16 protein-coding genes are annotated in these 10,419 nt (G+C 48.4%); 15 read left to right on the top strand and 1 reads right to left on the bottom strand.

Going from position 1 to position 10,419, the window contains the following annotated elements:
• The coding region (locus Q0200_RS08575; RefSeq protein WP_297940303.1) for a GDP-mannose 4,6-dehydratase at positions 1-713 on the bottom strand (713 nt) is incomplete at its 3' end.
• A 160-nt stretch (positions 714-873) separates the two neighbouring features.
• Between Q0200_RS08575 and Q0200_RS08570 the strand changes: the two genes are divergently transcribed.
• The 15 genes from Q0200_RS08570 to Q0200_RS08500 form a co-directional block, all read left to right on the top strand.
• The gene (locus tag Q0200_RS08570) at positions 874-1,476 is read left to right on the top strand and encodes a hypothetical protein (protein ID WP_297940300.1); all 603 of its coding nucleotides are present in this window, start codon (positions 874-876) and stop codon (positions 1,474-1,476) included.
• A 79-nt stretch (positions 1,477-1,555) separates the two neighbouring features.
• Positions 1,556-1,954, top strand: a complete 399-nt coding sequence (locus tag Q0200_RS08565; protein ID WP_297940298.1) for a hypothetical protein — start codon at positions 1,556-1,558, stop codon at positions 1,952-1,954.
• Positions 1,951-2,208 (top strand): hypothetical protein, encoded by a 258-nt coding sequence (locus Q0200_RS08560; RefSeq protein ID WP_297940295.1) that lies wholly within the window; start codon positions 1,951-1,953, stop codon positions 2,206-2,208. Before Q0200_RS08565 ends, Q0200_RS08560 begins: the two co-directional genes overlap by 4 nt.
• 91 nt (positions 2,209-2,299) lie before the next feature.
• Complete coding sequence (locus tag Q0200_RS08555; protein ID WP_297940292.1) at positions 2,300-2,665, top strand: phage holin family protein; 366 nt, start codon at positions 2,300-2,302, stop codon at positions 2,663-2,665.
• Entirely contained in the window at positions 2,655-2,849 is a 195-nt protein-coding gene (nrdD, locus tag Q0200_RS08550; protein WP_297940289.1) for an anaerobic ribonucleoside-triphosphate reductase, read from the top strand. Before Q0200_RS08555 ends, nrdD begins: the two co-directional genes overlap by 11 nt.
• Positions 2,850-2,864: 15 nt before the next feature.
• Entirely contained in the window at positions 2,865-3,419 is a 555-nt protein-coding gene (locus Q0200_RS08545) for a putative peptidoglycan-binding domain-containing protein (RefSeq protein ID WP_297940286.1), read from the top strand.
• A gap of 47 nt (positions 3,420-3,466) precedes the next feature.
• Positions 3,467-3,844 carry a hypothetical protein gene (locus Q0200_RS08540; RefSeq protein WP_297940284.1) on the top strand — a complete coding sequence of 126 codons (378 nt, stop codon included), beginning with the start codon at positions 3,467-3,469 and terminating at the stop codon, positions 3,842-3,844.
• A 14-nt stretch (positions 3,845-3,858) separates the two neighbouring features.
• On the top strand, positions 3,859-4,965 hold the full coding sequence (locus Q0200_RS08535; protein WP_297940281.1) for a hypothetical protein: 1,107 nt from the start codon (positions 3,859-3,861) through the stop codon (positions 4,963-4,965).
• A 3-nt stretch (positions 4,966-4,968) separates the two neighbouring features.
• Entirely contained in the window at positions 4,969-5,412 is a 444-nt protein-coding gene (locus Q0200_RS08530; protein WP_297940279.1) for a DUF4376 domain-containing protein, read from the top strand.
• Entirely contained in the window at positions 5,403-5,660 is a 258-nt protein-coding gene (locus tag Q0200_RS08525; RefSeq protein WP_297940277.1) for a hypothetical protein, read from the top strand. Before Q0200_RS08530 ends, Q0200_RS08525 begins: the two co-directional genes overlap by 10 nt.
• Positions 5,660-6,313 carry a hypothetical protein gene (locus Q0200_RS08520; protein WP_297940274.1) on the top strand — a complete coding sequence of 218 codons (654 nt, stop codon included), beginning with the start codon at positions 5,660-5,662 and terminating at the stop codon, positions 6,311-6,313. Before Q0200_RS08525 ends, Q0200_RS08520 begins: the two co-directional genes overlap by 1 nt.
• A 22-nt stretch (positions 6,314-6,335) precedes the next feature.
• Positions 6,336-7,961 (top strand): hypothetical protein, encoded by a 1,626-nt coding sequence (locus Q0200_RS08515; RefSeq protein ID WP_297940271.1) that lies wholly within the window; start codon positions 6,336-6,338, stop codon positions 7,959-7,961.
• Between the two features lie 60 nt (positions 7,962-8,021).
• Positions 8,022-8,279 carry a hypothetical protein gene (locus Q0200_RS08510; RefSeq protein WP_297940267.1) on the top strand — a complete coding sequence of 86 codons (258 nt, stop codon included), beginning with the start codon at positions 8,022-8,024 and terminating at the stop codon, positions 8,277-8,279.
• Positions 8,269-9,042: a hypothetical protein gene (locus Q0200_RS08505; RefSeq protein ID WP_297940264.1), complete on the top strand. Its 774-nt coding sequence runs from the start codon at positions 8,269-8,271 to the stop codon at positions 9,040-9,042. Before Q0200_RS08510 ends, Q0200_RS08505 begins: the two co-directional genes overlap by 11 nt.
• Positions 9,042-10,419 (top strand): hypothetical protein (locus tag Q0200_RS08500; RefSeq protein WP_297940261.1); only part of this gene is annotated, 1,378 nt, incomplete at its 3' end. The genes Q0200_RS08505 and Q0200_RS08500, both read left to right, overlap by 1 nt.

Raw genomic sequence — 10,419 nt, 5'->3', positions numbered from 1 at the left:
AACAGCCAGTCGCGGGTATATTTACCATCACCATAGATTGGCAGTGGTTTTTCGTTGATAATATTAGAAATACAAAGCGGAATCAGTTTCTCTGGGAAATGATTTGGGCCATAGTTGTTTGAACAATTAGAAACAATGTAAGGAAGTCCATAGGTGTTTCCATAAGCTCTTACCAAATGGTCGCTGGCAGCTTTACTCGCAGAATATGGAGATTTTGGGTCGTAAGGCGTTTCTTCAGTGAAAAATCCTGTTTCTCCCAAAGCACCATACACTTCATCCGTAGAAACATGGTAGAAAAGATTTTTTCTCGGTTCGTTAGGAAATCTTCCGTGTGTATGCTCTGGATTCAGTGTCCAAAACTCTTTACAAAGATTAAGCAAATTAGCAGTCCCCATTACATTAGTATTGATGAAAGCATTTGGGTCTGTGATACTTCTATCCACATGGCTTTCCGCAGCGAGATGTATCACCGCGTCTGGATTATGTTTTTCAAAAACTTTTTTTAGTTCTTCGGGTTTTGTGATATCTGCTTTTTCAAAGATATAGTTTGGTTCGTTTTCTATATCTTTCAGATTTTCAAGGTTTCCTGCGTATGTAAGGGCATCAAGGTTGATGATTTTCGTTTGCGGGAGATTTTTCACAAACTCACGAACAACATGAGAACCGATAAATCCTGCTCCACCTGTCACTACAATATTTTTATATTCAGTCATGAAAAGATTTTCTCCTATTTTTCTGAGGGCATTATAACATATCTTTGGTCAAAGGCTTAACATCCTTAAGCCAAATAGTAGTAAGCGCGGGGATAGATTCTGCCAGTGAATTCCGTCTCAAATCAGGCGTAGGCGCAAGCAAAATCAGAAAGGTATGACGATGAAACTCACGGCGAAACAAAAACTTCAAATAGCAAAAAACGTAGCGGTAGAGATACCGCTTGAGATTTTGGCCTTTTTCGTCGTGCCGATCGCTTTGCTTTTTTGCGGTAAAGAGAGCGAAAAACTGCCAAGATGGGCGGCGTGGTTTGATGACCCAGACTACGGCATCAACGGCGACGACGGGTGGAGAGGCGAACATTTCCCGAACGGCAAGAATAGGACGTATTGGGCTAGACTATGCTGGCTGTATCGCAACCGCATAGGCGTATTCAGCGCGAAGTATCTCGGTGTCAAAGTCGAGGACATAGACGCGGGCACGGTGCGCACTCAAGGCGACGTATTCGCAACATACAACAAAGGGCAAAAATCAACTGAGTGCCTGGTTACTTGCAAGATGAAAGACGGGACGGAGCGTTTTGGCTACTACCGCGAGATACGCTACGGCAAATCAAAATGGTACTGCCGTATCTATCTAGGCTGGAAACTGATGGACGTCGTAGGTATGCGTGAGGATAACAAGCATACGTATATGGACGAGAACGACAAAAAGATACTCCAGACGGTCTGGGCGATAAATCCGTTTAAAAGGATAAAACAATGAGCTCGGCGGTCAAATTTGCGATTATCGCGGCGGTAATTTTGGTCGTAGTCATTACAGTAAATTTACTGAAAGGAGCGTGATGAATTTCCTAATCGCAAACAAGCTCTGGCTAATCGTAATCGGCGCTCTTGCGGGCGTAATGCTAGGGCTTGGGGTTGAAATATGGAAGCTAAAGAGCGACGTCAAAGAAGCAAAAGCGGGGCTAGCCCAGGCGCAAAAAGAGCTAGCTATAAAAGAAGCAAACCTGCAAATCTCGGCGGCAAATCTAAGCGAGTGTAACCTGCGTATAGATTTGCAAAACGCTAAATTTGAAGCGCTGGAGGCAAAAAAGCAAGACGCTATCAAAGAAGCCAAACAAGCAAAAGCGAGATTTGAAAAACTAGCCGCGCCGGCTAAAGACGCACAGTGTCAAGAAAAACTGAAATTTTACGAGGACGCGGCGAGCGTAGCGGCTAAGGCATTTAAGGGGCTAAGATGAGAAACACTCAAACCTTATGCGTGCTAGCTTGCGCACTAATGCTAGCCGGATGTGCGGGCAAAGAGCCACAAATCATCGCCCGTACGGAGTATAAAGAGGTAAAAACGCCCGTAGCTTGCATAAAGCGCGAGGATTTGCCTACGCCGCCCGAATACGACCCAAACAATCCGCAGACGTTTAAGGAGCTTATGGAATACGCCGTAGCGGCGGATAGGCTTTTAAAGGGGTGCGTAGATGATAGAGTTGGCGACTAGAGCTAGAAAATTTTGGCTAAGCAAAAAGGCTATTATCGAGATCGTTTTGTCAATCTTGCTAATGTGGCTAGTCACGAAGTGAGGGAGAAAAATGGATGACGTAATAGAGGAGATAGGGCTTTATTTTTGGGTGATTTTGGTGGGGCTAGTGGGCGGACTGCTCAATATGGCAAATAGCGGCAAAAAAGGCGCGCAAAGGCTTGTAAATTTAGCAGTAGGTACGGCTAGCTCGATGTTTGTGTGTTGGCTAGCGTATGAAACGACGTTTTATTTTACGCAGGCGCCTAAATTCTCGCTAGCAGTGGGCGGGTTTTTTGCTTGGCGAGGGGCGGAGTGGGCTACCGCGATGATAGATAAAGCCGTAGAGAAAAAGATAGAAGGGCTAAACGGCAATAGCTACGACTACGGGGACTACGGCAGAAGCTTTAGGCACGAGGAGCGAGAAGATGACAAATAGCGAGATATTGCAGGCGGTACAGACGCAGCGCACGAAATGCACCGTATGGAGCCGAGTAATGGGTTATCACCGCCCCGTCGAGGGCTTTAACATCGGCAAAAAAGGCGAGCATAAGGAGCGCGTATTTTTCGAGAAAAATTTTAACGCGTCAGAGAAAAGCGTTAAAAATTTGAAAAATAATTAACACAAGGAGCGACAAATGGCAAATTTTAACGAGGCATTTCAAATTTTGATGAGGCTGGAGTTTTCTCGTCCCGAGAACGCGCTAGATAAAAACCCAACAGAAAAGGGTTGGACGTTTATGGGAATATACCAAGACGCCCACCCGCACTGGGCTGGCTGGGATGAGATACTAGGGACGGTGGCTCTTGGCGGCGACATCGAGAAAATATCCCGTGCGCTTTACGGCAGAGAGAATTTGCGTGCGCAAGTGCGAGCATTCTACAAAGAGGCATACTGGGATCGTATGAGGCTTGACGAAATTTCAAGCCAAATCAAAGCGAATGAGATGTTCGTCTTTGCCGTGAACGTCGGCGTAAAGCCCGCCGTAAGAGTTGCACAACAACTTGTAGGCGTAGTGAATGACGGCATAGTGGGCGATCAGACGATAGCGGCGATAAACCGATATGACGAGGAGCGATTCGACAAGCAGTTTGACCGTGCCGAGCTAGAATACTACAACAAGCTGATAGAAAAAAATCCTAAGCTAAAAATTTACGCCAACGGCTGGAGAAATAGAGCTTTGGCGGTGTGACGCGCCGGGGGCAAAAGTCCGGGGCAAGCCCCGACGAGGAGTAAAAAATGAATGCTTATTATGACAAAACTTTCGTGATCGGCAGTGCGTTTGGGCTAGATATCGCGTATTTTGATCGTTTTAATAAGCCGCTAGTTTTCGATCCCAAATTTCGCATCGTGGACCTCGTGTTTGAAAACATCAAAAGCGGCGCGAAGCTAGAGCTAAAAAATATCGGCATGGTAAAACAAAATCACGTCGTGATATTTGCCGAGGCTAGCGCTTGGGACAGTGCGCAGGAAGGGTTTTTAAAAAACGACATCAGCGATAGTTTCGGCTACGGCGGAGCATGGCATGCGTATGCGGTATGGCTACGCCCGCCGCTAGGGAACGACGCGATGTGCGTCATGCGCGGCAAGGCAAAACTCGTACAAGCTGCATGGTAATTTAAGGAACAAACATGTCAGATATTAATAAAACCATAGCATATATAACGCCCGATTATCTCGAGGTTAGGCCTCTTGGGTTTAATCCGGAAGCCGGCACCGGAAGCGGTGAGGGCGATGACGGCGGCGGCACGAACGCACCTGTGCCTTTTAACCCGTTTGATCATATCAGCGAGCTTGAGCGCATCATCGAGGATTATCTAGCCAAAGAGAGAACCTTCGATAATCAAAATTTGCGAGATAAGCTGCGCGGCACAATCAAGGCTCTTGAAGAGCTAAAAACCGAAGTCAAGGCGATCAACGGTCAAATTTCGGCGATGGTCAAAAATAAAGACGTCGCCGTAACTACGGACAACGAAGCGCTAGCCCAGGCGATACAGCAAATCAATGCAAAATTCGGCGAGATCAACGCTAGCATAGATCAGCTCAAGCAAGCCTACGCAAGCGAAAATAGCGCGATAGCTCAAAAATTCGAGCATCTTAAGGCGAGTTTGCCCGGTGAGCTCACAACCCAAATCACAAAAAACGTCGAAACTAAGGTAGAAAAGGGGCTGGACGGCAAAATCAGGTCTATGACCGCAGACATGACAAATCTCATCTCTAGAGCCGAAACCGAGCTCGTGAAGGTCACGAACGCCGCGGCTATCGCGACGGCGGCAAAAGAGTATCTAGCCAAAGTCAAATCCCTGATCACGGACAAGCAAGGCAGAATCACGGGCTGGCAGTTTAGCGATGGGAGTGGGCAACAGAGCAAATTTGAAGTCATGGCGGATAATTTTCGTATCGCAAACTCGAGCGGAACGTATACGCCGTTTCAAATCATCGGTAGGAAAATATATTTTAGCGGCGACGTGGCGTTTGATCAGTTTAAGCAAACCAACACGATAATCAAAATAGAGCGTTTTGAAAACAACTCTGCGGCCAACAAAATCATCCAAGCAAATTTTAACTCCAAGACAAACGCCTGCATAGTGCTCTATAACGTATCTGATTTTTCTAAGTCTCACGTAGCGTTGCTCGGAAGGGCAAGCAACGGGGCGTTTAACGATAAATTTTTGATGGGGCCAAACAGTGCGGCCGTGATGCTATATCTAAATCAGCAAGATCTAGTGGAAAGGTGAAACATGTATTATTTTTTGGATGAAGACGGAGTAATCATAGGTAGCGGCACCGAAAAACACGCCGCGTATAAAAACGTAGAAGCGGCCAAGGTGGATATCCCAAACGGGCAAAGCCCATACGGATACGCTCTTAAAAACGGCAAATTTGAGCCAAGCGATGGCATGAAGGCTGCGGCAAAAGCGGAGCAAAAGGCGCAGATAAAAGCGCTCAAAGAAGAAGAGATCGCAAATATCGTCGTAAGGACGAAAAACGGGCGTAAATTTAAAGGCGACGAGAAGTCTCAAAGCAGAATGAGTCTAGCCCTAGAGCGTGCGCGTAGGCTAGGGCTTGAAGCTCTGGAGTGGAAACTAGCGGGCGGCGAGATCGAGCCGGTAACGCCGGACGAGCTTGAAGCGGCGTTAAATTTGGCCGTTGCCAAAACCAGCGAGATAGAGCTATGCCGGTAAGCGACGAAGACTTTAACGCGCTTAAAAATAGCGTGCGCGCGCTGGAAAACCAAATAGATACGCTTCGAACGAGTATCGGCGGGATAGAAAGCAGAATCGACGCCCTGCAAAACTCTACGGACGCGAAATTTAGCGCCGTTTCAAAAAAGCTGGACGGCGCAGACAAAGAGATAGACGAGCTAGAAACGCAGGCTAGCCTTGCAAGATCGAACCTAAACAAACTCAAGCGGCAGATGAAGGGACTGTAATGGCGCAAAAAATCAAAATAAAATACGATGAAAAATACATAGAAAATTTTAAGAAAATTTTGGCGGCAGCGACTTGCGTAGATTCGCCGTTTGTAAAAACCACGCAGTATATCGATGAGCAATTCGATAGCTACAACATCGACGACGAAGTAAGGGCTAGAACGATCTCGGGGCTGCTTGCGGACCTATCTATAAATTTCACTCAAAACGCTATGCAAAACGCAATGGAGCTAGCGCAAAAAGAGCTGACCTTCGACCAGGAGCTCCGCGCGCTAGAGCTGCGCAATCAAGGACTAGAAAAAGAGCTAGAAGCGCTCGAGCTAAAAAATAAATACATGAAAGAAAAACACCCGCTAGAGATGGACCAGCTAAGGGCGCAAAACGATCTCACGGCTGCACAGATAGAAAAAATCAAAGCCGAGCAAAAGCTCGCCGAAGAGCAACACAAAGCCATCGAGCGGCAGGTCAAAGACAATCGTATCATCAAAGCTACGTCCATCCTAGGCGACTTTTTGCAAAACCTCGCTCAGCGCGATCTGATTCCGCCGGCATCTATGAACGAACATTTTTTCAATCTGCTCGCAGCTATCACAAAAGGCGACGGCATCGCTGCAAAAGCGATAGCGGACTACGAAATCAAAAAAGGCAAATAGTTTGCCGCCAAAAGGCTAAATTTTGCAAACCTATATCGCGTTTAACGACATTTTAAACGTCACTAATCCAGAAGATAGTGACGTATTTTCTTTTATGGCGGGATCCCAGGCTTTTGATTATCTTTTTGCCGGAGGCTCGGCGTATAGCCCGAGCTTTGAGCCTATGCCAAATCTCGCATCTCTTTTTATCTCTCAAAGCTACTCTCTTACGCTTTCATTGCTTGATCTGAATGAAGACTATGCCGAGCTGGCGCTTCTTCCTATGCAAATTTTGATATTTCGCGAGTGGAGCAAAAAGGCTAGGGACGAGGCGGCCGAAGCTGCAGGCGAAGAGATAGAAAACGCGGTAAGCAAGGCGGTAGAAAAAGCTAGAGATATATTGCGCGAGAGAGACAAAGACTTTGCCGGCCCAGAGGGCAGGACTATAGGGCGAAGCGGAGCGGTGAGCGGCGAGTTTTTAAGGGAGCTAGCCGAAGAGAGGAAAAAAGGCGCGCTAAGAGCGGCGCTGCAAGGATACGCTATGAACAAGTGGGGGCCGCTGGGAGCGATCGCCGCCGGCTGGGCGTACGATGGGCAAATAAGCGCGGCCACGATCCACGACGTCGTAACTGCAAGCCTAAAAAAAGAGATAGTTAGCCTCGGCGTACAGACGCTATCAAAGGCGCTGGGCATAACTTCGGCTTTTGGCACTTTGGCTATAGGTTTTGCGCTGGATAGCCTTTTTACGGAGACGTTTGAGGTGATGAGCGGGCTTGATAATCACTTCGGCTTCGGCGGCGATTTGGCTGGATTTACGAGCAGGGGAGAACCGATGTATGAACAAAAGATAGGATTTTTAGACGGCGTAAAAAGGGCGCTAGGGTTTGATATAGGCAGGATCGAGCTAGAAAATGAGTATGGCCAAACGGTGGGCTACGAGTGGAAGGGCAAGAAGTTTGAATACGCGCATCCGATAGAGAAATTTAGCGACTACCTAAACACACCCGCAAGGGACATGGGGCTAACGCGCGCAAATAGATTTATGGATGCAGGTAGCATCATGTCGAGAATGAATCAAAACTACAGCCGCTCTCAGATAGAAACTGCGCTAGAAAAGAGCACGTTTGGCTCGGTGGCGGGGTTTAAACCCGACGGCTTTTCTCCGTTTGGAAAACAGCTATACTCCGCGGCCTTTGACGACATCATGGACGCAGTCGCCCCAGTAGCCAAAATGCAACAAGGCGGCATACAACGACTCGGAACGAACAAGAATACGTTTGAAGGGTTTGCAGGGTCTAGATTTGGACAAACCGCGTATAACTATCACGGCTATTCGAGATGGGGCAAGACGCTAGGAATGCAAAAATTTAAAGAGGATTACGAGCGCGGATTTTTTGGGAATCGCGAAGTGGGTAGCCGAGGCGGGATCAACGGTACCGGAGCGCACAGCAGAGGCGGCGCAATGGCGGCCGAGGCGGCCGATAAAGCCGGCAAAAGCGGCAGCGTGAGCGGCGCCATGAACTCCGGGGGACGCGCAAATAGCTCAGGCAACCGCAGGGGCGGCAACATCGGCGGCACGACCGGACACGGCAAAACAAGCCGCGGGGAGAAAAGTAGACAAAGGCAAGCCGAGAAAAACTCGGGCGGCAACAAGAGCGGCAAGAAATAATATACGAAATTTAGGACGTCAAAGAGTAATAATAAGATAAAAATTTAAAAAGGAGAAAAGATGTGGGATTGGTGGAAAAATCTTTCAAGCGGAATTAAAAACAATGCCGATAGCTTGCAGGCTGCAGGCGCGCTAGTCGGCGGCTTAGGCAGCGCATATAGCGCCTACAAACAAGGCAAAGCTGCGGATAAAACCTATAAACTAAACCTTGATCTACTCAAAGAAGAAAAGCGTCGCCGAAATCAGGCGCAGCAAAATTTAGAGCAAGGATGGCTAAGCGCGATGAGCAAGAGAAAGGACGAAGAGAATGCGATTTAACATTGACTATCTAAGAGCGCCCGAATATAGCAAGGGTGCCGGAATCGGAGCGGGCTTTGCGGCTTTTGGCGATAGTCTCATGAAAATAGGGCAGATCGGCAAGGAGCGTCAAAAGATAGACGACGAAAACCAGAGGTATCAAGACGAGAAGCTTTTTAGAAACGACGAGCTAAATTTTAGGAAAAACTCGCATGCCGAGACGATGAAAGCTAAGGCCGACGAACTTGCGTGGGATAAAGACAAATTCGGCAAAGAGCAGGAGTGGAATAACTACAAACTAAGTATGGATACTCTAAGGGCGGACAAGGATAGAGCCGTAGACTGGGCTAGAGCTAACGCGCAAGCGGGCTACTACGGATCGCTAGCGCAGGAGCGCGTCGATAAGCTAAACCGCCAAAAACAAGAAGACGCGGCTAACGTAGCGGCGTATAGGCAGTTTTTCCCGAATGAAACAAAAGGCAAGAGCGACGCAGAAGTCTTGGCCATAGGAAACATCATGCAGCGTTTTAGCTCAAACAAGGCCGCTCCTGGCGATGAAAGCTGGGTGAAAGTCGATGCAGCCACATATAACGAGTATGCGCATCTTGGCGTAACAAAAAACTCCAAAGACGGCTATTATCTTAATAAAAATTTCGTAGACGAGCTGGCAAAAGAGTCCGATGCTAGGCGCGAAGCCAAAGGCGATCAGTCCGGATACAAGGATAGAAAAAACGATTTAGCTAGGAAAAAGCCGTTTATTTTTGGTGATGACGGAGCAATGTGATGCCTGTTACTATACGCGAATATTTGGGCGACGAAAAAATAGCGCAGCTAGAGGGTATGGGGTTTTTGCCAAATTTGATCGCCGATATGGCTAAGCGTCAATATATGCAAGATAGGCAAGCCAAAAGAAACGAGCTAGCGGACTCTGGGCTAGACGGGAAGCTAGTTCAGGGCATAATGCGCGGCGACGTGAGCGAAGAAGAGGCGAGAAGCGCGCAAAAATTTGAAGACTTCGGCGCAAAGAAACACGGTTGGGGGCTTGGCGCGGCCAAAGCGGTAGCCGGTATCGCAAACGCCGCCGAACGAGTGAGCGATTTTATTAATCCGTTTTATGAAGGCAAGCGCGACGAAAAAGGGGACTACGTCTATCAAAACGCCATAGAAAAGGGTTTGCGTCCTAAAATCAAAAGCGCAGAGAAGCTGCGAGACGACTACGAAAAAGCTACCGGTGAGACGTCGTGGGGTAGCCGTGTGGCTGAAATAGGCACGGAGATGGTCGCCGATCCGATAAATTTCATCGGTGGCATTGGGTTGCTCAGCAAAGGAAGCAAGCTGGCGCAGTTTGGCAAAAAGTCTCTATTTTTTGCGGGGACCGGCGCGGCAAGCGGCGGCGTGATGGCTCTAGGCGAGGGCAAAAACGACGAAGAGACGCTAAAAAATATGGGCTACGGAGCGGCGGGCGGTTTTGTTTTGGGCCATGCGATAGATCAAGGCATCCAAGGTGTCGGCAAACTCATAGCGAAGCGTCGCGCAAGCAGAGCCGCAAACGAAGCGGACGCGGTAAGCCAGGCCGAAAATAGCGATTTTTTGCGCGCTACGGACGAGCTGGGCGGAAGCGAGATAAAGGCGGCAAACGGTAAACAGGCAAAAGTAGCAAACGGGCAAGATGGGGACATCCCGCCCGGCGGCGGAGCGGGTGGAGTAAATACGGCGCAAACAGACGATATCACCCAGACGATGACCGCGCGCGAGTTTGCGATCGGCGAAGCGGGGCTGGACGAAGACACGGCGGCAAAGGTCGTCAAAGAGGCTGCGCAAGGCAAAGAAAAAAGCGACTTTGTGGACGCAGATACTTACGCAGACATAGTCAAATTTAAAAACTTCGAGAACCAAAGAGAGGCGGCTAAGGCTTACGGCGAGCAAATAGAAGCGGCGAAACAAAGCCTAGAGAGTGCGCGCGAGCAATCGGCCGTAAGATATGCAGACACCCAAAGAGCTATCAACGAATACCAAAAACAAGGTATGTCCGCAAGCGCGACGAGGGAGTTAATCAATGCTAAATTTAAACCCAGCGCGGACGAGATAAACTACACTAGAGCCTTTAACGACGGAGCGGACGTAGATCCTAGACTTGCAGGGCAAGGGATATTTTACGCGA

The organism is uncultured Campylobacter sp., from assembly GCF_938045225.1.
Classification (GTDB): domain Bacteria; phylum Campylobacterota; class Campylobacteria; order Campylobacterales; family Campylobacteraceae; genus Campylobacter_A.
Note: the sequence above shows the minus strand (reverse complement) of the source record. Positions and strands in the feature narration are given on the sequence as shown.

Bases quoted from the DNA above. Each gene is read 5' to 3' on its own strand.
- Q0200_RS08570 (WP_297940300.1), top strand. From the start codon at position 874: ATGAAACTCACGGCGAAACAAAAACTTCAAATAGCAAAAAACGTAGCG.
- Q0200_RS08565 (WP_297940298.1), top strand. From the start codon at position 1,556: ATGAATTTCCTAATCGCAAACAAGCTCTGGCTAATCGTAATCGGCGCT.
- Q0200_RS08560 (WP_297940295.1), top strand. From the start codon at position 1,951: ATGAGAAACACTCAAACCTTATGCGTGCTAGCTTGCGCACTAATGCTA.
- Q0200_RS08555 (WP_297940292.1), top strand. From the start codon at position 2,300: ATGGATGACGTAATAGAGGAGATAGGGCTTTATTTTTGGGTGATTTTG.
- nrdD (WP_297940289.1), top strand. From the start codon at position 2,655: ATGACAAATAGCGAGATATTGCAGGCGGTACAGACGCAGCGCACGAAA.
- Q0200_RS08545 (WP_297940286.1), top strand. From the start codon at position 2,865: ATGGCAAATTTTAACGAGGCATTTCAAATTTTGATGAGGCTGGAGTTT.
- Q0200_RS08540 (WP_297940284.1), top strand. From the start codon at position 3,467: ATGAATGCTTATTATGACAAAACTTTCGTGATCGGCAGTGCGTTTGGG.
- Q0200_RS08535 (WP_297940281.1), top strand. From the start codon at position 3,859: ATGTCAGATATTAATAAAACCATAGCATATATAACGCCCGATTATCTC.
- Q0200_RS08530 (WP_297940279.1), top strand. From the start codon at position 4,969: ATGTATTATTTTTTGGATGAAGACGGAGTAATCATAGGTAGCGGCACC.
- Q0200_RS08525 (WP_297940277.1), top strand. From the start codon at position 5,403: ATGCCGGTAAGCGACGAAGACTTTAACGCGCTTAAAAATAGCGTGCGC.
- Q0200_RS08520 (WP_297940274.1), top strand. From the start codon at position 5,660: ATGGCGCAAAAAATCAAAATAAAATACGATGAAAAATACATAGAAAAT.
- Q0200_RS08510 (WP_297940267.1), top strand. From the start codon at position 8,022: ATGTGGGATTGGTGGAAAAATCTTTCAAGCGGAATTAAAAACAATGCC.
- Q0200_RS08505 (WP_297940264.1), top strand. From the start codon at position 8,269: ATGCGATTTAACATTGACTATCTAAGAGCGCCCGAATATAGCAAGGGT.